Annotated in this window: 13 protein-coding genes, 2 tRNA genes and 3 rRNA genes; 12 read left to right on the forward strand and 6 right to left on the reverse strand. The window is 46.0% G+C overall.

Going from position 1 to position 22785, the window contains the following annotated elements; all coding sequences use genetic code 11:
* Nucleotides 1-10: 10 nt before the first annotated feature.
* The 9 genes from IMZ16_RS07930 (at nt 11) to rrf (ending at nt 7995) form a co-directional block, all read left to right on the forward strand.
* A complete protein-coding gene (locus tag IMZ16_RS07930) occupies nt 11-571 on the forward strand; it encodes an OmpH family outer membrane protein (RefSeq protein WP_193439601.1) in 561 nt (186 codons plus the stop codon).
* A gap of 34 nt (nt 572-605) precedes the next feature.
* Nucleotides 606-1103, forward strand: coding sequence for an OmpH family outer membrane protein (locus IMZ16_RS07935; protein WP_193439602.1), 498 nt, complete (start codon nt 606-608; stop codon nt 1101-1103).
* Between the two features lie 56 nt (nt 1104-1159).
* The gene (locus IMZ16_RS07940; RefSeq protein WP_193439603.1) at nt 1160-1651 is read left to right on the forward strand and encodes an acyl-CoA thioesterase; all 492 of its coding nucleotides are present in this window, start codon (nt 1160-1162) and stop codon (nt 1649-1651) included.
* A complete protein-coding gene (rfbD, locus tag IMZ16_RS07945; protein ID WP_193439604.1) occupies nt 1648-2505 on the forward strand; it encodes a dTDP-4-dehydrorhamnose reductase in 858 nt (285 codons plus the stop codon). The genes IMZ16_RS07940 and rfbD overlap by 4 nt, the downstream gene beginning before the upstream one ends.
* Nucleotides 2506-3054: 549 nt before the next feature.
* A 16S ribosomal RNA gene (locus tag IMZ16_RS07950) occupies nt 3055-4563 on the forward strand.
* A gap of 172 nt (nt 4564-4735) precedes the next feature.
* A tRNA-Ile gene (locus IMZ16_RS07955) sits at nt 4736-4809 on the forward strand.
* Nucleotides 4810-4818: 9 nt separating this feature from the next.
* Nucleotides 4819-4892: transfer RNA gene (locus tag IMZ16_RS07960), tRNA-Ala, on the forward strand.
* A gap of 167 nt (nt 4893-5059) precedes the next feature.
* Nucleotides 5060-7798: ribosomal RNA gene (locus IMZ16_RS07965) — 23S ribosomal RNA — on the forward strand.
* A gap of 89 nt (nt 7799-7887) precedes the next feature.
* A 5S ribosomal RNA gene (gene rrf, locus IMZ16_RS07970) occupies nt 7888-7995 on the forward strand.
* The 16S, 23S and 5S rRNA genes sit together here with 2 tRNA genes alongside, the layout of an rRNA operon.
* Nucleotides 7996-8133: 138 nt before the next feature.
* Here the strand turns inward: rrf and IMZ16_RS07975 are convergent.
* From IMZ16_RS07975 to IMZ16_RS07995, 5 genes are all read right to left on the reverse strand, one after another.
* Nucleotides 8134-9744, reverse strand: coding sequence for a BamA/TamA family outer membrane protein (locus tag IMZ16_RS07975; RefSeq protein ID WP_193439605.1), 1611 nt, complete (start codon nt 9742-9744; stop codon nt 8134-8136).
* Between the two features lie 20 nt (nt 9745-9764).
* Complete coding sequence (locus IMZ16_RS07980; RefSeq protein ID WP_193439606.1) at nt 9765-10553, reverse strand: SDR family oxidoreductase; 789 nt, start codon at nt 10551-10553, stop codon at nt 9765-9767.
* Nucleotides 10554-10660: 107 nt separating this feature from the next.
* Nucleotides 10661-11884, reverse strand: a complete 1224-nt coding sequence (locus tag IMZ16_RS07985) for a 3-phosphoshikimate 1-carboxyvinyltransferase (protein WP_193439607.1) — start codon at nt 11882-11884, stop codon at nt 10661-10663.
* A complete protein-coding gene (locus tag IMZ16_RS07990) occupies nt 11881-12207 on the reverse strand; it encodes a nucleotide pyrophosphohydrolase (protein WP_193439608.1) in 327 nt (108 codons plus the stop codon). The genes IMZ16_RS07985 and IMZ16_RS07990 overlap by 4 nt, the downstream gene beginning before the upstream one ends.
* Complete coding sequence (locus IMZ16_RS07995; RefSeq protein WP_227411498.1) at nt 12207-13598, reverse strand: hypothetical protein; 1392 nt, start codon at nt 13596-13598, stop codon at nt 12207-12209. Before IMZ16_RS07995 ends, IMZ16_RS07990 begins: the two co-directional genes overlap by 1 nt.
* Nucleotides 13599-13767: 169 nt before the next feature.
* Here IMZ16_RS07995 and IMZ16_RS08000 point away from each other — a divergent pair, with 169 nt between their 5' ends.
* From IMZ16_RS08000 to guaB, 3 genes are all read left to right on the forward strand, one after another.
* On the forward strand, nt 13768-14019 hold the full coding sequence (locus IMZ16_RS08000; protein WP_073178697.1) for a type B 50S ribosomal protein L31: 252 nt from the start codon (nt 13768-13770) through the stop codon (nt 14017-14019).
* A gap of 74 nt (nt 14020-14093) precedes the next feature.
* Nucleotides 14094-15254 carry a GlmU family protein gene (locus tag IMZ16_RS08005; RefSeq protein ID WP_193439609.1) on the forward strand — a complete coding sequence of 387 codons (1161 nt, stop codon included), beginning with the start codon at nt 14094-14096 and terminating at the stop codon, nt 15252-15254.
* Between the two features lie 88 nt (nt 15255-15342).
* On the forward strand, nt 15343-16803 hold the full coding sequence (gene guaB, locus IMZ16_RS08010) for an IMP dehydrogenase (RefSeq protein WP_193439610.1): 1461 nt from the start codon (nt 15343-15345) through the stop codon (nt 16801-16803).
* Between the two features lie 152 nt (nt 16804-16955).
* Here the strand turns inward: guaB and IMZ16_RS08015 are convergent, their stop codons facing one another.
* Nucleotides 16956-22784: a DEAD/DEAH box helicase gene (locus IMZ16_RS08015; protein ID WP_193439611.1), complete on the reverse strand. Its 5829-nt coding sequence runs from the start codon at nt 22782-22784 to the stop codon at nt 16956-16958.
* Nucleotide 22785: the final 1 nt, after the last annotated feature.

The following is a 22785-nucleotide window of genomic DNA, read 5'->3' on the forward strand; positions in this document are numbered from 1 at the left end:
CTGAACAAAAATGAACAGACTTAAAATAGCATTTTTCGCAACAATTGTTGCCGCCGCGGCAAACGCGCAGAAGATAGGCGTGGTAGATACCAACTACATCCTGGCGAGAATGCCGCAGTATAAAGAGGCGGAGGCACGCCTGAATTCCCAGGTAAAGCAGTGGGAAGAAGAGGTGCAGCGCCTGCAGACGGAATACGAGACCAAGCGCAATACCTTTGAAAATGAGAAGGTTCTGCTGGTTGGCGATCAGCTGAAGCAACGAGAGCAGGAAATAAAAGACTTAGATGCCAAGCTGAAAAATACCGTATCCCAGCGCTTCGGCACCGATGGGGAGATGAACCGCTCCCGATCTGCCCTCGTGAAGCCTTTTCAGGATCAGATTTGGAATGCCATTAAAACAATGTCTGAAAAAAACAATCTCGGCATTGTTTTGGATAAAAGCAACAACATCAGCGTTATTTTCTTGGATAAAAAATATGATTATACCGATAAAGTGTTAGATTTGCTGCTTCAAAAAAATAACGCAGCCGGTGCAGAATCAAAGAAAACCGGAAACAATAAGAGAAATTAAATTTAAAACAACTCAATTTATATTAAAAAAGATTATGAAAAAACTAAGTGTATTTTTTGCAGCGGTAATGGTGTTCGTTGCAGTAGGGTTTACAAATGCTCAAAAAGTGGCTGCGCTGGATTATCAGGAGATTCTCGCACTAATGCCGGAGACAAAAAAAGTAACTTCAGAGCTGGATACCTTCAGCAAAACTAAAGAAGCCGAGCTGAAAAAGCAGGCAGATGCTTTCCAGGCGGAGGTGCAGAAATATCAGTCAGAAGGTGCGAAGATGACCGAGGCCCAAAGACAGACGAAGGAAACAGAACTTGCGAAAAAGCAGCAGGATCTTCAGCAGCTTAGTTTCACGGCGCAGCAGGACCTTAATAAAAAGAGAGAAAGCCTTTTGCAGCCGGTGATAGACAGGCTTAATAACACCATCGAGAAAGTGTCCAAGGCACAGGGTTGGGACTATGTGATCGATTCATCTGCGCTGATCTACAGCAACGGAAAAATCGACGGCACTGCTGCAGTGAAAAAAGAACTTGGCATTTAATATTGATACTAAAACCTTCAAACCGCTTCCCTGAGGCGGTTTTTTATTTTTGTACGATGAGCCACGAAATCAGTTCACTCACCAAAGTCCGCTTCTGGCACTGCGACCCCCTGGGGCATCTTAACAATGTTCGCTATCTGGAATATATGCTCAATGCCAGGGAAGATCACTTCGAGCAGGCGTACGGCTTTACATATGAAGAACACATCGGCGACACTGGCTGCACCTGGGTGACAGTTAAATCTCAGATCGCTTACCTTTGCGAAGTCCGAAGCAATGAAATGGTAGCGATTACCAGTAAAACAATCTCGACAGACGAGCGAACTTCCACGGTGGAGATTTTAATGACCTCTGCCGATGGCTTAGTCACGCATTGCCTACTTTGGATCACCACGATTTATTTCAATCTGCAGACCAGGAAGGCAGTGGAGATGCCTGAAAGCCTCCTTCAGACTGTGAGGGAAACGATAGCGCAGGTTGAACAAACAGATTTCGACGAGAGAGCAAAATACTTGAGACACCAAAACAAAAAAAGAATACCAAAATGAAAAAAATTCTCGTTACCGGGGGCAGCGGCCAGCTGGGAAGCTGCCTGAGAAAACTCAGCGAAAACTATAAGGAAGCTTTTCAGTTTGATTTCCAAAACTCACGTACTCTTGATATTACCGACGGCGCAGCAGTTTCCGACTATTTTGAGAACCAAAGACCGGATTTCTGCATAAATGCTGCCGCCTACACCGCCGTAGACAAGGCAGAAAGCGATGAGGAAAAAGCCTATGCCGTAAATGCCCTGGGGGTGGAAAACCTTGCAAAGGCGTGTGCGGAAAACGGAACGGTTTTTATCCATATTTCCACCGATTATGTATTCGATGGTGATACGCAGCTGCCTTACGAGGAAGGAGATTCTCCCAACCCGCAGGGTGTATATGGCGCATCCAAGCTAAAGGGGGAAGAGCTTGCGCTGGCTGCCAATCCAGAAACCATCATCCTCCGTACCTCGTGGCTATACTCAGAATTCAGTAAAAATTTTGTAAAAACAATGCTCACACTTTTTAGCCAGAAAGATGAACTGAATGTAGTGGCGGATCAGTACGGGCAGCCGACCAACGCCAACGACCTTGCTGAAGCGATTATGAAAATAATTGAGTCAAAAAATAAAACCTACGGAATTTTTCATTTTTCAAACTATCCCGAGACCACTTGGTACGATTTTGCGTCGAAGATTGCAGAATCCTCAAAAAATAATATTAAAATCCACCCCATCCCCACATCAGAATATCCAACCCCCGCAAAGCGCCCGGCGCGCAGCACCATGTCCCTGGAAAAAATCGAGCGTACATACGGCATCGAGCCAAAACATTGGGAAGCCAGCCTGGAAAAGTGCCTAGAAATTCTTATATAATCATCCCCCGAAACAATTACCCCTCTCTCCACTCGGAGCAGTTTACGATAACCATTTACTGCCGAGGCGGTCTTTCTTTAAAATTTTTCTACCTGAAAACCAGCGACTTGGGCTCGGCGGTAGATTTTTTTTAAATTATCTCTTGCCTGTTCGGGAAATCCCCTTATCTTTGCACTCCCGATTTGGTATTGGGGGAGCGTTGCGAGGGGATAATAAGCCCTATTTGAAATTATAAAAAAAAAACTTGGCGGGGCATTTGGAAGTTTGAGTGACAAATTCCTACCTTTGCCCACCCGTTTTTCGGGTCAAGCGTGGGGGGGATTTTTGCTGGGGCTCCGGGACGAAAAAAAATTAAATTTTTTTTCAAAAAAGTTTTGGTAGTTTCAAAAAAGTTCTTACCTTTGCAACCGCAAATCACGGGAGGCCTTTGGCCTGGTGGTTTGGAAGAGAGAGGATCATTGAAATCAACGATACATACAACCAGGTAAGGGGCGGCGCCCGGGTATGCTTTGTGGCGTATTCGATGGGGCGCCGCGGAACGATAGAAATACAATGGAGAGTTTGATCCTGGCTCAGGATGAACGCTAGCGGGAGGCCTAACACATGCAAGCCGGGCGGGATCCCTTCGGGGTGAGAGCGGCGTACGGGTGAGGAGCACGTGTGCAACCTGCCCCTGTCTGGGGGATAGCCCTCCGAAAGGAGGATTAACACCCCATAGGATGTTCGCCGGCATCGGCGGTCATTGAAAGGTTACGGACGGGGATGGGCACGCGCAGGATTAGGTAGTTGGCAGGGTAACGGCCTACCAAGCCTTTGATCCTTAGGGGGCCTGAGAGGGTGATCCCCCACACTGGTACTGAGACACGGACCAGACTCCTACGGGAGGCAGCAGTGAGGAATATTGGACAATGGGTGGAAGCCTGATCCAGCCATCCCGCGTGAAGGACTAAGGGCCTATGGCCTGTAAACTTCTTTTGTACGGGGATAAACCTATCTACGCGTAGATAGCTGAAGGTACCGTACGAATAAGCACCGGCTAACTCCGTGCCAGCAGCCGCGGTAATACGGAGGGTGCGAGCGTTATCCGGATTTATTGGGTTTAAAGGGTCCGTAGGCGGGCCTGTAAGTCGGAGGTGAAATCCCGCGGCTCAACCGCGGAACCGCCTTCGATACTGCGGGTCTTGAGTAGGCTTGAGGCGGCCGGAATGAGTGGTGTAGCGGTGAAATGCATAGATATCACTCAGAACACCGATAGCGAAGGCAGGTCGCCAAGGCCTTACTGACGCTGATGGACGAAAGCGTGGGGAGCGAACAGGATTAGATACCCTGGTAGTCCACGCCGTAAACGATGCTCACTCGTTCTCGGGCGTTATCGTTCGGGGGCTAAGCGAAAGTGATAAGTGAGCCACCTGGGGAGTACGGGCGCAAGCCTGAAACTCAAAGGAATTGACGGGGGCCCGCACAAGCGGTGGATTATGTGGTTTAATTCGATGATACGCGAGGAACCTTACCAGGGCTTAAATGGGGGCCGACCGGCGCAGAGATGCGCCTTTCTTCGGACGGTCTTCAAGGTGCTGCATGGTTGTCGTCAGCTCGTGCCGTGAGGTGTTAGGTTAAGTCCTGCAACGAGCGCAACCCCTGCCGCCAGTTGCCATCATTAAGTTGGGGACTCTGGCGGGACTGCCTACGCAAGTAGCGAGGAAGGCGGGGACGACGTCAAATCATCACGGCCCTTACGCCCTGGGCCACACACGTAATACAATGGCCGGTACAGAGGGCAGCCACGCGGCGACGCGGAGCGAATCTCGAAAGCCGGTCTCAGTTCGGATTGGAGTCTGCAACTCGACTCTATGAAGCTGGAATCGCTAGTAATCGCGCATCAGCCATGGCGCGGTGAATACGTTCCCGGGCCTTGTACACACCGCCCGTCAAGCCATGGAAGTCCGGGGTACCTGAAGTCGGTGACCGTAAAAGGAGCTGCCTAGGGTAAAACGGGTAACTAGGGCTAAGTCGTAACAAGGTAGCCGTACCGGAAGGTGCGGCTGGAACATCTCATTTTAGAGGCTTTATCAAGTCAATAAGCACACGGCCCTTCATGGGCCCCGCGCGCCGGAGGGCGCCGCCCCGCCCTGTTGTTGTATAGTATCGGATCATATAAAGTAAAAGGAGGATTCACGCCCGGGCGCGAGCCCAGCGCATTGTCGCGGGCCACGGGTCAGGCGGGTAGAGGAGTCTCGTAGCTCAGCCGGTTAGAGCGCTACACTGATAATGTAGAGGTCGGCAGTTCGAGCCTGCCCGAGACTACGGATGCCTGGGGAATTAGCTCAGCTGGCTAGAGCACCTGCCTTGCACGCAGGGGGTCAAGGGTTCGAATCCCTTATTCTCCACAGCCGCTGAATGCGGCCTGCCGGAAGCCCTTGGGGGGCGCTGCGAAGGAAGGATCCTGCAGCGTGGGTCCCTGGGGTGGGAGGCTAGATTGAGGATCATTGACATATACGGTAAGACATCACAAAGAGACGACCGGGCGCCGGGAGGCGCACCGAGAACCTTAGGGAAAGAAATCGTTAAGGGCGCACGGCGGATGCCTAGGCTTCAAGAGGCGACGAAGGACGTGGCAAGCTGCGAAAAGCCGCGGGGATCGGCACACACGAATTGATCCGCGGATATCCGAATGGGGCAACCCGGCACGCTGAAGGCGTGTCACCAGCAATGGGGCGAACCCGGGGAACTGAAACATCTAAGTACCCGGAGGAAAAGAAATCGAAGAGATTCCGTGAGTAGTGGCGAGCGAAAGCGGACTAGCCCAAAAGCCTTGATATGCTTAGCGGAACGCTCTGGAAAGGGCGATCGGAGAAGGTGACAATCCTGTACGCGAAAGGCATGTCAGGGTGAAACAAGAGTAGGGCGGGACACGTGAAATCCTGTCTGAATACGGGGGGACCATCCTCCAAGGCTAAATACTCCTTGAAGACCGATAGTGGACCAGTACCGTGAGGGAAAGGTGAAAAGCACTCCGAACAGGAGGGTGAAAGAGAGCCTGAAACCGTGCGCCTACAAGCGGTCGGAGTCCCGCGATGGGATGACGGCGTGCCTTTTGCATAATGAGCCTACGAGTTAATGTCGCCGGCGAGGTTAAGCGCTTAAGGCGCGGAGCCGGAGCGAAAGCGAGTCTGAACAGGGCGCGTAGTCGGCGGTATTAGACGCGAAACCTTGTGATCTACCCATGGGCAGGCTGAAGCTCTGGTAACACAGAGTGGAGGGCCGAACCGGTTGGCGTTGAAAAGCCTTCGGATGACCTGTGGGTAGGGGTGAAAGGCTAATCAAACTGGGAGATAGCTCGTACTCCCCGAAATGCATTTAGGTGCAGCGTCGCGCGAGTCCTCCGGAGGTAGAGCTACTGATTGGATGCGGGGGTTTCACCGCCTACCAATTCCTGACAAACTCCGAATGCCGGTGGATGCTGCGCGGCAGTGAGGGCGCGGGTGCTAAGGTCCGCGTCCGAGAGGGAAAGAACCCGGACCAACGGCTAAGGTCCCCAAATGCGCGCTAAGTTGGAGAAACGCGGTCGGACTGCACAGACAGCTAGGATGTTGGCTTGGAAGCAGCCATTCATTTAAAGAGTGCGTAACAGCTCACTAGTCGAGCGGTCCGGCATGGATAATAATCGGGCATAAGCGCGCTACCGAAGCCATGGGATATATTATATCGGTAGGGGAGCATTCCGGCGGCCTGGAAGCCGCGCCGCGAGGCGCGGTGGAGCTTCCGGAAAAGAAAATGTAGGCATAAGTAACGATAATGCGGGCGAGAAACCCGCACACCGAAAGACCAAGGCTTCCCCGGCCATGCTAATCAGCCGGGGGTTAGTCGGGGCCTAACGCGAACCCGAAGGGGGTAGCGGATGGACACAGGGTTAATATTCCCTGACCCGCCCACACTGGAAGTGACGGTTCTCCGTAGCTGCTGGAGACTGACGGAATAGTCAAGGCCTAGCCTTCGGGCGAAGCTGCTGCAGCGAAGGGGGATCCAAGAAAAGCGAGTGAGGCGGCCCGTACCAAAACCGACACAGGTGGTCGAGGAGAGGATCCTAAGGTGCTCGAGTGAGTCGTGGCTAAGGAACTAGGCAAAATTGTCTCGTAACTTCGGAAAAAGAGACGCCCCCGGCGACGGGGGCCGCAGTGAAGAGGCCCAGGCGACTGTTTATCAAAAACACAGGACTCTGCCAAATCGAAAGATGACGTATAGGGTCTGACACCTGCCCGGTGCCGGAAGGTTAAGGGAGGCGCTTAGAGCAATCGAAGGCGCTGACTGAAGCCCCGGTAAACGGCGGCCGTAACTATAACGGTCCTAAGGTAGCGAAATTCCTTGTCGGGTAAGTTCCGACCTGCACGAATGGTGTAACGATCTGGGCACTGTCTCGGCCACGAGCTCGGTGAAATTGTAGTATCGGTGAAGATGCCGATTACCCGCAGTGGGACGAAAAGACCCTGTGAACCTTTACTATAGCTTCGTGTTGACTCTGAGCAATCAATGTGTAGGATAGGTGGGAGGCTATGAAGCGGGCACGCCAGTGTCTGTGGAGCCGCCGTTGAAATACCACCCTTTGCTTGCTTGGAGCCTAACTCCGGAAGGAGGACACCGCGTGGCGGGTAGTTTGACTGGGGTGGTCGCCTCCAAAAGGGTAACGGAGGCTTTCAAAGGTACCCTCAGCACGCTTGGTAACCGTGCGCAGAGTGTAATGGCATAAGGGTGCTTGACTGCGAGGCCAACAAGCCGACCAGGTGCGAAAGCAGGACATAGTGATCCGGTGGTTCCGTATGGAAGGGCCATCGCTCATAGGATAAAAGGTACTCCGGGGATAACAGGCTAGTCTCCCCCAAGAGCTCACATCGACGGGGAGGTTCGGCACCTCGATGTCGGCTCGTCGCATCCTGGGGCTGGAGAAGGTCCCAAGGGTTGGGCTGTTCGCCCATTAAAGCGGCACGCGAGCTGGGTTCAGAACGTCGTGAGACAGTTCGGTCTCTATCTACTGCGGGCGTTAGACGCTTGAGGGGGCTTGGGTCTAGTACGAGAGGACCGGCCTGAACAGACCTCTGGTGTACCAGTTGTGCCGCCAGGCGCACCGCTGGGTAGCTATGTCTGGTTCGGATAAGCGCTGAAGGCATATAAGCGCGAAACCTGCCCCGAGATTAGGCGTCTTTTAAGGGTCGTGGGAGATGACCACGTCGATAGGCCGCAGGTGCACACCTGGCAACAGGTCAGCCGAGCGGTACTAATTGCCCGTAGATTTATGGCCCCGAGGCCGGAGCGCCAGGGCGCCCGATGGGTCGCCTCCTTGTGATGACGTTACCGTAAGAAATAAGCCTTTTATGAGGGCTGTCCAACTTGGGCGGCCACTGCGGAGGGGCTCACCCGTTCCCATCCCGAACACGGAAGTTAAGCCCTCCAGCGCCGATGGTACTGCGAAAGCGGGAGAGTAGGTCGCCGCCAGTCTTTTTAAACCGGGACCCCCGCCACCCAGAGTGGCGGGGGTTCTTCTTTTTTGCCCCCCGTGGCGCGCAAGAACGGGCCCCGACGGCTCACACCTGGACGACGCCAAGAAAGTTAGGTTTTATTAAATAGAATCTTTTGTTAAAACTTTGTTAAAAGACCCCAATGGATTTTTGTATCATCAAATTTTAATGGTGTGCCACTAAGTCCACCATTGCTTAGCTGGAAAGTCATAATTCCTAACTTAAACTGCATTGTAAAGCCTGCTCCAAAACTGTAAAGATTTGGATTCTTTTCCAGATTTTTATTTTCCAGAAATCCATATTGTCCAAAAAGATCGAAGTATATTCCGTCATTGACAAGATATCTGTATTCCAGACCGCCAAATGCATAGAAGGTCGCCAGAATCGACTGTTCACCAAAGCTACGCATAGATTTCCACCCTCCAAACCTCAGCATAGTATTATCTGCCGTTTTATTAGAACTACCTGGTGTAATCCCTGCTGCTTCAGCGCTTATATTTATCCAGTTCTGTTTAAATATTTTTATGTTTTGCCCATAGCCTGCTTCGAATTTAGTTTGCGTTGTCCGATGCCCAGAATCATTGTATTTCAATTTGGCAATATTTACCCCCGTTCTTAGCTCAGTATCGTATAGAAAAATTGGTATTTCAGAGTTTTTTGTAAATGAGTACCAAATACCTACTCCGTTTGAATTATAATTTTCAAAATTAGCATAACTGCCCCCTTCCAGTACTGCAGATGTTTCAAACAATGCGTTTAAACCTATTTTATTTCTTTGGTTAATTTGTCGGTAAAGCGACGGGAGAAAACGAACTTTAGCAAAGGCTGAATCCTGCACGAAAATATTCATATCAATGTTCGCTCCGGTTCGTGATTTGAACAGGAAAGGCACATCGACCTGCAAGCTGAGATTTTGTCCACCGTCCTGGCTGCGCTGCCAGTGAAGCGATATATCCTCAAAAGAATTCAGGAGATTTATGAACTGTAAATCCAGGAGCCCGTTGAATTTAAATTTTCCTCTTTCGTCTGTCCCAAAACCGATTATGCCATCAAAGGAGCTAGCCTTTTTTTTCTGAAGAAAAAGATAGATTTTGGTGGAATCTTTTGTGAATTGTGTCTGCGCTTGCCTTTCAAGTGCAATAAATTGATTTTGACTGATTTCTGTGTTTAAGTTTTGAATAAGCTTTTGACTGTATGGTTTCCCTGCATATCTCCGATTAATGTTTTTCACAAAAGCTCGAGGCACTTTATCATACCCTCTAATTTCAACGGAGTTTATTTGTCGCAATTCGCCAAGGTCTGCAGATAACCGCACCGTGGCTTGCCCTTGCTTAAAACCGATCCATTGAGTAAGCACCCGATTGAAAGGATATCCACTATTGTACAAATCTCTGCTGATGGATTTCTGAAGTGAATCCAGTTTTTTAGTGTAAGTGATCCTCTTATAATTGCTCAGTTCTGGACTGAACTCCAGGCGTGCCTGATTGAAATTTTTACCCTTTTCAAAAATTATTCTCACATCGGATCCATACTTCTCTGCCACGACAATTTTCGTAAGAAAATAGTTTGCAGAAACGAGCGAATCCAGAAATTTAACAGCGCTCATCGAATCTTTCCGCACGAATTCTTTCCCGGTTTCAATGTCTTTCAGGATGAAATTCTGAGCGAAACTCAGCGAACAAACTAAGGCAAAACTCAGCAAGAAAACTCGTGCAGCAAAGGCATTCATAGGCTTAAAACCCAGAAAATCTACATTTTATTATACCGCCTCATCAGTTTTTCGTAGAAATTCTGCGGCAAGATGTGTTTCAGCGGAATGCCGATTTTCTGCCCGAAAGGTCCGAAGAAGTAGTGCGCTTTCCAGCGCTTTTTTTGCAGCAATTTTTCGATATAAACTGCCACAAGTTCAGGCGAAGTTCCAGCCTCCACATGAGCATTCATCAGGCTGTAAACCGAGTTGAACATTTTCCTGTACGGCTCAGAAACTTCGGAACGCACACGGTTGTCCGCAATTTTCGTTTTGATGTCACCCAAATGCAGCGCACAGATTTGAATATTCCACGGCAAAACCTCGTAGCGCACAGCTTCCGTCACCTTATCCACAGCAGCTTTCGACGCGGAATAAAATCCTCGAAAAGGCAATCCCATCTCAGAACCAATGCTCGAAATATTGATGATTTGCCCGAATTTCTGTGCCCGCATTTTTGGTAAAACCGCACTCATCATTTGCACGGTTCCAATCAGATTCAAATCGAAAAGCCGCTGAATTTCAGGCTTTTGCGCATCTTCCACAGCACCCACCATTCCCATGCCAGCGTTGTTGATGAGCACATCGATGCGATTTTCTTCTTGCAAAATTTCCGAAACGGCTTTTTCGATTTCCCCGGCATTTGTAATGTCCGTTGGGATTGTCGTAAAATATTGAGAATCAGTAGGTTTTCTGCTGAGCCCGTACACTTTGTGCCCCAGCCTTCCAAGATGTTCGGCAAGCGCATAACCGATTCCGGCCGAAGTTCCGGTGATTATAATGGTTTTCAATCGAGATTTTTAAAAAGTTCTTCAGCGGCAAGTTGGGAGTCCGGGAAAATGTAGGAATTTACAATACCGTCGTCCACAATTGGCGGCTTTCGGAACAAATTTAGCGATTAATTTTCGGGCGAAAGAATCTTTACAAAATCCAGCCAAAATTTTGGATAAGATTTCTCTACAACCTGCTGATTTTCAATGGTTAATGGCTGTGCTAAACAATACGGCGCAAAACTCATCGCCATCCTGTGATCGTCGTAGGTTTCGATCAAAATCTCATTTTGCGGTTCAACGAATTTTTTAGTTTTAATAAAGTCATCGCCAATTTCTGTAATGCAACCGATTTTTTCCAGCTCATTTTTCAGAGCAGAAAGCCTGTCGGTTTCCTTTATTTTCAAAGTTTTCAGTCCGGAAATTTCGAACGGAATTTTCATTGCAGATGCCGTTGCACAAAGCGTTTGCACAATATCCGGACAGGAATTCATATCCAATGAAATTTTTTCCGGCTTGCTGAATTTTTCTGTTGGAATCAAGGAAATTGTTTCGTCAGAAAATTCGGTTTTTATTCCGAAAAAATTCTTGTAAAGTTCTGCAACGAATGCGTCGCCCTGCAAAGAATTTTGCTTGAAATTTCTCAGGCTGATTTTTTCACGACCAATTGCACAAGCCGAATAGAAATAGCTTGCCGAAGACCAGTCGCTTTCTATCACTAATTTTTTAGTTGCTAAATTTTTCGCCGGAAAAATCCGAATGATGCTGTTTTCAAAATGGCTTTCAATTCCGATTTCCGTGAGCAGATTGAGCGTCATTTCCAGGTACGGTTTGGAAGTGATTTCACCCAGAAGCTCGATTTCTAGGCCGTTTTCCAGCTTTCCGCCAATCATCATCAGCGATGAAATAAACTGTGACGAAATTCCGGCATCGATTTTTATGCGGTGATTTTTCAGTTTTTTCCCAACGATTTTCAGCGGCGGAAAACCTGGATTTTCCAAATAATAAATTTCCGCACCAAGCGCAAGAAGTGCTTCTACCAACGGTTTTACAGGCCTTTGCTTCATTCTTTCGCTTCCTGTGAGAATCGTGGTTCTGCCTTCCTGAATGGCGAAAAACGATGTCAAGAATCGCATCGCCGTTCCAGCGTGATGAATGTCCGCTACTTCTTCGGTAGAAACCAGCGCCCGCTGCAGCAATTGGGTATCTTGCGAATCCGAAAGATTTTCGATTTGGATGTTGCCGTATAATTTCTGCAGAATTAAAAGCCTGTTGGATTCGCTTTTTGAGCCACAAATTGTCAGCGATTTATCCCGAATTAATTTGGATTTCGGCAGGAAAATATCGCTCATTTCAGCTTCTCGTTGTTTTGATGCCGCTCGAAATCCCGCTCGGTTTTCAGCTTCATTTTGCGGTCAAAAGCTGCCTGTAGATCGATGTTCGTCTGATTGGCAAGGCATAAGGTGACGAACAGAACATCCGCCAACTCTTCGCCTAAATCTTTAGTTTTATCGCTTTCCTTCTCGCTTTGCTCTCCGTACCTTCTTGCGATAATCCGCGCAACTTCGCCCACTTCTTCGGACAAAATCGCCATATTGGTCAGCTCGCTGAAATAGCGCACGCCAACGCTTTTAATCCACTCATCCACCTGCTTTTGCAGCGCCGAAATTTCCATTACTGATAAGCACCGATGGTTGCAGGATTTGTGCGCGAAGTTCCGGCAATATCTTTCTCTAATCCGCTGATTACTGGTGCTTTAGCCTTTACCGGAGAATCATCCTTCACCCGTAAATTTAGCTTATGCGTGAAGATGTTTGCAAATTTCGGGTCTTCGTTTTTGATGGAATTTCTGATGGCAGGATTTGCGTCAAAAGTAAAGCCCGAATCTTTGCCGATTTTCAGCAGAGAGTGCGAAAATTGATAAGAAAAATTCTGTCCGTTAATCGGTTTAAACGAAACGGCATTCTCCCTTTCTCCAAAAATAATCGAGTTTTTCACGGTTAAATTTACAGCGCCGTTTTCCGTGGAATTTCCATTGTTAAATTCGTTGGTCACGAAAAGTGCGTACGCAGGCATTGCGGAATTCAGCTTCCAAAAATTCGCCAAAGTGCTATGCAGAATCGTAGTACTGCCACCTTTGTAAATTCCAAGATTGGCTTCGCCGCAATTTGAAAGTACGGAATTTTCCAAGTTTAATTTTGATGCAACTGACTGAATACCAAACTTTTGGAATGTGTGGATGATGGAGTTTTTAATTTCAGCCTCGGAAGAATTGAGCAAAATCCCGGTTTCGCCGCCGAAAATCTTAGCATAATTAATATTGAGTTTTGCGCCCTGTTCAGCGGAAATTCCTTTCCAGTTCAGCGCAATTGTATCATATCTCGTATCGCTTCTGTCGCCGCGAAACAGCACCTCATTGCCCAGTTCACCATTCACTTTCAGCGTGGAATTTTTACCAAGGCTAAGGCTTCCGTTTTTCGTAAAATAAACCTTTGTTCCTTTCTGAATCGTTAGGGTTTTTCCTTCTGATAAGGATAATTTTCCAAAAATTACCTTAGCCTTTGAATTATCCCAAACGGTATTTTCCGTGATGATGTTTGGGTTAGTTTTACTTTCGATAAAAAATTCTGCATCCTGAACCACGGAAAACAGCGTGATTTCTTTCGTGTTTGCCGCACCCTCAAACTGAATTTTGTCTTCGGCAATGGCTTCCGCAGCATTAGCTTTCGGCGCCATTTCCACGAAGATAAAAAGGCTGTCTTTCCGGCGCAGTGGCACATTCGTAAACCGTGTGCCAGGCCTTCCGTCCACATTGATTCGGTATTGAGAATTTGCGCCGTCCCGCAAAGCAATCCGCGGAATCATCACATCCTTGTCTTCCTGATTGTAAACTTTCACGGCGTAGGCTTCGGAACGGATCTGGTGGTAAACCGTGTCGATAAACACCGTGTCCTTCGAAAATTTCAGCGCAGAAGTAGGCGCATCAAACACGATTTCATCGGTCTTGCAGGAAATGGCGGCGAATAGTATGCAGAGCATTGTGCCGAAAAAATATCTGAAATTCATCGTTTAAAAAATGAAAAGTTTTCAAAAATAGGAAAAGATTGGAATATGCAGAAAAATTAATGCTGAAAATTTTCCTAAAAACTTTTTGCCGGAATGAAAAAGTTTTGTATTTTTGCGGTCTAAAATTTTGGCGGAAGAAAATGCCGCAGAGTTTAAAAGTAAGCACATTATGAAAAACGGAATCCACCCAGACAATTATAGGCTCGTAGTTTTCAAGGATATGAGCAACGATGAAATGTTCCTTTGCAAATCCACAGCGGAAACGAGGGACACAATTGAGTACGAAGGCGAAACTTACCCTTTGGTGAAGATGGAAATTTCTTCCACTTCACACCCTTTCTACACTGGTAAGGTGAAGCTTGTGGATACGGCTGGCCGTGTGGATAAATTTATGAACAAATACAAGAAATTCGCGAAGTAATTTCCGCGGAAATTCAGCTAAGCCTTCTCAGTCGGGAAGGCTTTTTTTATGTATTTTTGACAAAAATCGAAGCTATGCAACTGGTATTTTCGGACGCGCAATATTGGGAAGAATTTTTACCGCTCACATTCACACGGCCCGTCGCAGGAATGCGATGCGGAATTTTAACCTTTTCAGAAAGATGGCGTAATCTCCTGGAAATCAGCGAAGTGAGGTTTTTAACTGAGGATTATTTGCAGGAAAAATTTTCTTCGCCGACGGATGAAGAGGGTTTGGTAATTGTCCCGAACTTTTTGCCAACGGAAAAAGTTTTAAGCCAAATCAAAAATCTGCAGCTTGGCGAGGCGCTGTTTTACGAGGATGAACTGCTTGCTGCAAAGGTGCGTATGCAGGATTTTTCGCTGTCGCAAATTGAAAAAATCACAGAAGTGGCAGATCCTTTGGTGTTTTTCAAAAAGCGTACGGATTTGTTCAGCTTTAACGACAAGGCGATTGATTTCGATTTTCAGCTTTTAACGAAGGGCAGGGCATCTCAGCCGCTATCTTCCACGAACGGTCTGCTCGGAAATCCGGAAGATTTGTTCATCGAGGAAGGTGCCACGGTGGAATTTTCCACGCTGAATACGCTGACTGGAAAAATCTACATCGGGAAAAATACCGAAGTAATGGAAGGCTGCAATCTTCGCGGTCCCATTGCGCTTTGCGAAGGCTCGAAGTTTAATCTTGGCTCGAAAATTTACGGCGCCACCACGATCGGTCCGCACTCGAAAATTGGCGGCGAAGTGAATAACATAGTAGTTTTCGGCTACAGCAACAAAGGCCACGAAGGTTTTGTTGGCAACTCGGTGATTGGTGAATGGTGTAATCTTGGCGCCGATACGAATTCTTCCAACCTGAAAAATAATTACGCCAATGTGAAACTTTACAGTTTTAAATCCGAAAAACTGGAAGATACTGGGCTGCAATTTTGCGGGTTGATAATGGCAGACCACGCGAAAACCGCGATAAATACACAGCTGAACACTGGTACTGTGGTGGGCGTTGCAGCCAATATTTTTAGGGCTGGCTTTCCGTCGAACTATGTGGAGAATTTCAGCTGGGGCGGTTTTTCCGGTGATGAAAAATTTAAGCTGGATAAGGCCTTTGAAGTTGCGGAAAAAGTAATGCATCGCCGAAAAGTAGCGCTTACAAAGCAGGACAAGGATATTCTGGCGTATGTTTTTGAGAACTTTTAATCCCCAGCATTCGAAAAAATTAGTATTAATTCGAATTAATACGCTTTCGCGGAAACTATTTTTGCCGTAATTTTGCAAAGAAAGTGCGATGCCTATTCAAGACAAAATCTTAGAGCAAGCCATCACTTTCGATGATGTGCTGCTAATCCCTGCATATTCCGAAGTCCTGCCCAACCAGGTTTCCCTCAAATCAAGGCTTTCCGAGAAAATTATGCTAAATGTGCCCATCGTTTCCGCAGCGATGGATACCGTAACCGAAGCCGAAATGGCCATAGCCCTGGCAAGAGTTGGTGGCCTAGGCTTCATCCATAAAAATATGCCAATTGCCGATCAGGCTGGACAGGTGAACAATGTGAAGCGCTCGGAAAACGGTATGATTTCTGACCCGGTAACTTTAACGAAAGACCACACACTCGGCGAAGCGAAGCAGCTGATGGCACGCTATAAAATCTCCGGACTTCCCGTGGTGGATTTTGAAAATAAACTTCTCGGCATCATAACCAACCGTGATGTGAAATATCACGAGGACGATTCCCAAAAGGTGGAAACGCTGATGACGAAGGACAACCTCATTACTTCTCACCTCGATACAACGCTGGAAGATGCGAAGAAAATCCTGCTAGCCAACCGTGTTGAAAAACTTCCAATTGTGGATGAGCAATACCGTTTGGTAGGATTAATCACGATAAAAGACATTGATAACCAGCTGGAATATCCTAATGCGCTGAAGGACTCCAGCGGCAGGCTGATTGTGGGGGCTGGCGTTGGCGTTGGCGATGATACGATGGAGCGGATTTCTGCGCTAGTAACTGCAGGTGTGGACATTATTGCCGTCGATTCTGCACACGGCCATTCCAAAGGCGTTCTGGAAAAGGTGAAGGAAATCCGCAACGCATTTCCGGAGCTGGACATTGTTGGCGGAAATATTGTGACGGCTGAAGCGGCGAGAGACCTGATAGATGCTGGTGCCAATGTGCTGAAGGTGGGCGTAGGCCCGGGCTCAATCTGCACTACGAGAGTTGTAGCAGGAGTTGGCGTGCCGCAGCTTTCCGCAATTTACAATGTGTACGAATTTGCCAGGGAAAAAGGCGTTTCCGTAATTGCGGACGGCGGCATTAAACTATCGGGTGACATCGTGAAGGCCATTGCCAGCGGTGCTGCAGCCGTGATGCTTGGTTCACTTTTGGCGGGAACCGATGAAGCGCCGGGGGAAGAAATTATTTTCCAGGGCAGGAAGTTCAAATCTTACCAGGGTATGGGCAGTTTGGCGGCGATGAAACGCGGTGGCAAGGAGCGCTATTTCCAAAGCGAAGCGAAAAAATTTGTACCGGAAGGCATTGAAGGCAGGGTGCCGCACAAAGGCAAACTGCAGGATGTGATTTTCCAGCTGACCGGCGGAATTCGTGCGGGGATGGGCTATTGCGGTGCGAAAGACATTACCGCGCTGCAAACGGAATCCAAAATGGTGAAGATTACGGGCAGCGGTTTGAAGGAATCTCATCCGCACGATGTAATCATCACGCAGGAAGCCCCGAATTATTCGTTGTAATAAAATTTAATCTAATATTTAAGCCGCAGAGATTGCGGCTTTTTTTGCTTCTTACTTTCAGTCTTTTGTACTTTATAATCCTTCTCACAAACCACAAAAGATGGACTGAATTATAAAGATTTATTTTAAGAATTCATTATAGCACTTTGCATTTACTCAACCGATATTGTATAAAGAATTGGATTGTCGTCTTTCTTCCTTATTCGGAATTTATCAATAGCATAGATTTCGTCATAGCCGATATTTTCCACAGCGATCCAGCCGTGTTCGATGCCGGCATCAGGCCGTATGATTATTTTTTGGCTTCCGTTACCGTTAATAAATTCGAAATAACGGTAGTGAGGTATGTTTCCTTCAATTAATCCAAAATTTGGAAGATCAAATTCATTTTCTGCGATTGATTCTAAAAATTTATCCCTTTCCTCTGAGTTTTCAAATTCGTGAAAAAATTTGGAAGGTTTTTTCTGATTTGCGAAATCCTTTATGTTTACTGTTACGCTCTCCAAATTGAATCCTGTTTTATCTTTTAGTTTTTCAAGGAACTGTAGCATTAGCAGCACAGCGAAGGGAGATTTTACATACCTGTCGTAATAGGCTGCCTGGTAAGTGTTTCCCGCCATTAAATCCTGTAAGTTGATTCCTTTTTTTGCTAATTCTTCTAAAACTATTTCTGCAATCTCCTCTGAGTTGATTTCCTGGTGGGTTTTTATAAAAATTTCTGCTACAGAACTTCCGGTATTGAAAGTAGGCTCTGGCACTTCGGAAAATTCCGGCAGTGATGCTTTGTGCAAAATGTATGAAGCTCCTGAAATAATTGCTCCCCAATTCTCATCCGGTTTATCGGAAAATTCCTCAGCGTAATAATCAATTAACTCGCCATTCTTTAGCTTCATTATAGCTACGCGATGCAAAGGCAGGTTTTCTCCGGAAACCTTCAGTATGTTGCCATATCTTTTTGAAGTGAAAAATGTAATTTTATCGTGCTGATTTCTATAAATAGGTTCATCGGTTATAACGAAATTTATTTTGGTATTTTCACTCAGGTGCTTTATGATTTTGGAGGATTCCAAATCCCAGTGCTCGAAATTGCTGTCTGTATAGAGCCATATTTCTTCAATATCATTACGGTAGATGTATTTGTTAATATCATCCCGCACATTTCCAATAAGTTTTTTAATGCCAAGCATTTTTTCGGCAAGTTCTTTAGGCACACTTTGGTCTAGCGCTCGTTTAAGCCAATCGATAGCAAGGTGCCTGTCCAGCCAATTAAGGTGATGATTTGAATTTCTATCGATTAGGCATTTGGTACAGGCAGTCTGGCAATCGCAGTTTTCAAGTTTGTTTAGTGATTTTTCCAGAATTTTTTCAAGATATAGTGAGAATTGTGGCGCATATCCTGCACCGCCGGTTGCTGTATCAAAAATGAACAGAGATGAATAGGAGCCATACTGTTTGAGGTTGAAACTGAGCTCCTGCTCGTCTATAGCCAAGTATTCAGCAAGCATTTTTGTGAACATAACGCCTAAGGAATACAGCAGCTTTTCATCGTTGGAAAAATTATTCCCTTCATTTTTCACTCTGATTTCCACAAAATCTGTTTGGAATCTTCCGCCAAGAATTACATTATGTTTTATACTGTTGCCATCTCCGCTGCATATCGTGCCATCCTGATCTTTACCACCTCTCAGCCTTCGGTGGCTTTCCAGTTTTTGCGGGTCAAGTGATGCTCTCCCACAAACCAGGCATACTGAAAAACCATCGCCCTTACCTTTATTGTAGTATAGTATTTCTGCATTCCTATCGCTTTCTCTGATATCGATTAGTGAAGATTCATCGTTTGCCCAAGGCTTAATGTTTAGCAGTAGCGGCTCTACCGTGCTTAGACTGGTAGTTTCTTTTATTTTTCGTGATTTTTCGCTGTATAAATCTACGGCAAAACCGGCGGGCTCTATCAGTTCTGTAAAAGTTCCGGCTCCTCTAGTTGCCATAGATATGCCTACAAAGTCTGTGTGTTGGCAATTGGCGCAAGGTTGTTGTATGTTGTTTTCCTGGTCGCCCTCTACAACTCTTTGGTAGCCGCATTTTCTGCATTGTTGTACCACGGCGTGCCTATCCTGTCCGCCATAGATGTTTTGGGAAATAATTCCTCCCGAAATATATTTCCAGTTGTTTATTACAATTTCATTGCCTGGTGCATAGGCGGCCAAGGCTCTTGTAATGTGGTAGGACGGATTTTCTTTGTTCTGATTTTTCTTTAAATCATTTATCGTGGTGGTTTCAATTTCTACTAAGCCCGTAGGAATTCCTGCGCTTGGCGCGAAACCTTCTTCTACCAGGTTAGTAAGGGCATTCCTACTTAAGTACCGCCCCAACTGAAAATTTACCGCTTTGTAAGCTGGAGAATTTTCTCCATACTCTCTCCTAAGATTTTGCAGTGTATTTTCGAAATTCGTTTTTCTGGTTTCAGCCTTGTTTTTTAGTTTCTCAAAATTTTGTTTTACATTATGAATGTATGTTGAATTTTTCAGGCCTGCCATAGGTGTGCCTTTTGTAAGCTTTTCTATTTCATTAGAAAACTCGGTATCGTTCAAATTGATTAACCAATCAGAGAATCTTTGTGCCAGCGGCTCTGCACCTTCAATGCCAAAGAAGAAAGTGTCAATGCTGTCTTTCACATTTACGCCACCAATCTCTTCTGATTGGATGAATTTTCCAAACAGCAGTGCGTTGATGTGCCGCGAAACAACTTCCGGGCTTCTGAACTGTAGCATAGGTGGTGCAATCTCGTGTTCCAACGCCCACTTAGGATTGTTGAAAACATTATACCCAATAGGATTAGGAGTGCAAATGGTAACGGCAAGAGACTTCTGCTCCTGGCGCCTTCCCGCTCTACCGCTTCGCTGAAGATAGTTTGCAGGGCCTGGCGGCACATTGTTCATTAGCACCGTGGAAATCCCACCAATATCTACACCCATTTCCATCGTGGTGGAGCAGTTCAGGATGTTCAGCTTACCTTCGTTAAACTGCTCTTCAAGTTTCTTTAATGTTTTGTCGCTTTGTTGAGCAGAATGCTCTCCTGCCAAGAACAATGGCTTTATATCCAAAACTCTTTCCTGAAGGTCGCTCCAAACGCCTTGCTCTCTGAGTGTTTTTGAATTTTCAGAAATCCATATCCTCGTTTGATGGTGATTTTGTTCATTTTCACCATTCAAATTGAACGGATAGGGCAGTTTAGGAATATCAACTTCTTTAGTTATCCTGAAATTTTCTACATTCTCTGGCGTGAGCCCTCCAGTAATCCACGGTGAGTAACTGCGGAAATGCCTGTCTATCAGCCGCCGTTTTACCGGGCATAAATATGCTTTTGAATTTATGCTGAATTCGCTCTTTTCCTCCAGATTTAATTGAAACTTATTTTCACCGGTATTTGTTAATAAATTCGCTTGTAATGTTTTGCGAATTTCATTAATAAGTTCATCGATTTGGTCAACTTTTTTTTTAGACAGATCTTCGTAATCGTGCCAGCCGAGCCCAGCACAAATAAGCATTACAAGCCTGTTTTGCCGCTTGCTGTTCTCCTGCGCTTTTGGCCAGTCTTCCTCTTTTACTGTTTGATATTTCCGATAGAACCCGCTCGTTAATTGTGAAGCTGTCTCAGGGATGCTATAATAAAATTTAGCTCTGATGAAGTAGTCTACGGTAATTTTCAATAAATCTTTCCATTCATCTATAGTTATTCCGAGTTGTTCAGCGATTGCAGGGCGATTGGCAATGGCGTCAATTTTAGGGTAAGATAATGATACAAGTCCCAGATTCTCCAGAGAGTTTTCTCGTGGAAGCCTTCTGCCGAATTGGTCGTAAAGCAATGCGGTAAGGAAATCTTTCCAATTATCTCCGTATGTAAATCTGCTATCACTCAGGTTGTTTAAGAAAATGGTTTTCAGTTCGCTGCTTCTATCCGAATCAATTCTAACTATTAAATCCTTCCATTTAATTTTGGGCAGTGCATTGTTAACTTTAGCTTTTTCTTTATCTATTTCCTTTTTCAGGTGATCTCTGATTATTTGCTTCTCTGCGTTATCAAACTGTTTCTGAAGGTAATGCAGAATAGAGTTTGGATCAGCATTTGGGTTTTCCCCGTTCTTAAGCAGAAAGTGGTAAACCATCGATTTAATCCAGTTTTTTTCCGTGTCTTGATTTTGGAGCGCAGAAATTTTCGCGGTTCCCTGCCTGCTGTCAGTAAAGGAAATATATTTTCTACCTTCCCAAAGTGCCTTATCATCATTTGTCGTTCCTTCCGTTTCCCCCAGGATAATATCGGAAAGAAGCCGATTAGTGAAGGCGGTAGACATCCTGAAGTGATAAGCATTAGCGGCGCTTTCTCCGCAGAATGGGCATCTGTCAGGGACTTGGTGAGAAATTAAAAAACTTTCGCCATCATAATTTAAACGACCATCGGTTTCAATTGCACAGCGACTATACGATTCATGGGCATACTTTTTATTTGGCAAATTAGGTAAAATGATGATTTTATTTCCTTTTTGCTCAGATATATTGTCTATTTCTTCATCGTCTTCTTCCTCGTGAATGTTGAATGCCGTTCCATCTTCAATGGTAATCTGCCTGATTTTGTCTTGTTCAAAAATCTCTCCTTCCATCATATAATTTCCGCAGGATTTGCAGGAGATCAGTTCCAGCAAAGGCCAGCCGCATTCACAATTTTTGGCGGCAATGGTGTGCAGTGTTCCGGGTATATGCTTCGGCTTAAACTCTTTATGCTTTTCGCAATTTGGATTTGTGCAGCAGAATAGCCCACCCAAGCTTCTCAGAAAGAAATGTGCACGAAGCGGCACCGCATCGCTTTCCGATATAATGTCGGCAGATTTTAGAAGGTTATCCCTTAAATCAGCTGGTGAATAAGTCTCCAGATTTTGAAGAGGCATAAAGTTATTCTTAACTATATCGCTTCGCAGTTGCTCTATATTTTTAATATCAAATCGGCTGTCGGTCAGTTTGTTTTCGTCGAAAGTTTTGTTTAAAACCCTTTTGCCTTCTATCACGGCGATATTTTCTTCAGGAATGCCGCACAGGTTTGCCATAAATTTTTTCAGCGCATCATCGTTTCCGCTGCCTACGGTTGCCGAAGTAAGTGCAAAGCGAATATCTTTTATATCTGTTTTAAATGCATCCACAAGCCTACGGATAAGTAGTGCCATCTCTGCGGCTGAAGAACCCGTGAGGGTGTGCGCTTCATCCAGCAATATCCACCGCAATTTTCCCGCAGATTTCTCCAATATAGGGGTATCCTGCCTGCGAAGAAGAATGTACTCCAGCATTGATGGATTTGTGAAAAGGATGTTTGGCGGCGTGTTCCTAATTTTCTCCCGGGAAATCAGCTGCGGGTAGGCTTGCGAATCTTGATTATTCTTGCTGTTCTCCTCAGTTTTACTGTTGTACATGGCGTATGTAATGCCGCCAAGTTTTTGGCACCAGGCATCCATTCTCTTTTGCTGGCTGGCGATCAAGGCGTTTAGCGGATAGAGGAATATCGCATTAATGCTGTTGGAATTTTTACAGTTGGCATATAAATCTTGGAGAACAGGCAACATAAAACATTCTGTTTTCCCAGAGCCTGTTCCTGTAGTTACTACTATGGATTTTTTTTCATTAAGCAGTTTTTGCCAGCTTTGAACCTGGTGCTTGTAAGGCTTTCTGTCTTTTGGAAAGCGGTACTCACCCTTTACCTTATCAATGGCGGAAATAAAATTTTTCTCAAAAATCTCAGGTGCATATTCTTCCATAAGCTTTTCAGCACTTTCCCAGGGAAAAGTGTTTTGCAGCACTGGCTCTGCAAGCAGAGGCTGATCTTTGAAAAGATATTCCAGGTAGCGCTGCATTTCTGCATCACCCATTGCCCAAAGTGCGTTGATGGAATCTTTCAGCCTGCCATCAACTTTATTGTAGAAATTATCGAAATTCATT

Origin of the sequence: Cruoricaptor ignavus (genome assembly GCF_014961145.1) — a bacterium.
GTDB classification, from domain to species: domain Bacteria; phylum Bacteroidota; class Bacteroidia; order Flavobacteriales; family Weeksellaceae; genus Cruoricaptor; species Cruoricaptor ignavus.

Bases quoted from the DNA above. Each gene is read 5' to 3' on its own strand.
- IMZ16_RS07930 (WP_193439601.1), top strand. From the start codon at position 11: ATGAACAGACTTAAAATAGCATTTTTCGCAACAATTGTTGCCGCCGCG.
- IMZ16_RS07935 (WP_193439602.1), top strand. From the start codon at position 606: ATGAAAAAACTAAGTGTATTTTTTGCAGCGGTAATGGTGTTCGTTGCA.
- IMZ16_RS07940 (WP_193439603.1), top strand. From the start codon at position 1,160: ATGAGCCACGAAATCAGTTCACTCACCAAAGTCCGCTTCTGGCACTGC.
- rfbD (WP_193439604.1), top strand. From the start codon at position 1,648: ATGAAAAAAATTCTCGTTACCGGGGGCAGCGGCCAGCTGGGAAGCTGC.
- IMZ16_RS07975 (WP_193439605.1), bottom strand. From the start codon at position 9,744: ATGAATGCCTTTGCTGCACGAGTTTTCTTGCTGAGTTTTGCCTTAGTT.
- IMZ16_RS07985 (WP_193439607.1), bottom strand. From the start codon at position 11,884: ATGAGCGATATTTTCCTGCCGAAATCCAAATTAATTCGGGATAAATCG.
- IMZ16_RS07990 (WP_193439608.1), bottom strand. From the start codon at position 12,207: ATGGAAATTTCGGCGCTGCAAAAGCAGGTGGATGAGTGGATTAAAAGC.
- IMZ16_RS07995 (WP_227411498.1), bottom strand. From the start codon at position 13,598: ATGAATTTCAGATATTTTTTCGGCACAATGCTCTGCATACTATTCGCC.
- IMZ16_RS08000 (WP_073178697.1), top strand. From the start codon at position 13,768: ATGAAAAACGGAATCCACCCAGACAATTATAGGCTCGTAGTTTTCAAG.
- IMZ16_RS08005 (WP_193439609.1), top strand. From the start codon at position 14,094: ATGCAACTGGTATTTTCGGACGCGCAATATTGGGAAGAATTTTTACCG.
- guaB (WP_193439610.1), top strand. From the start codon at position 15,343: ATGCCTATTCAAGACAAAATCTTAGAGCAAGCCATCACTTTCGATGAT.
- IMZ16_RS08015 (WP_193439611.1), bottom strand. From the start codon at position 22,784: ATGAATTTCGATAATTTCTACAATAAAGTTGATGGCAGGCTGAAAGAT.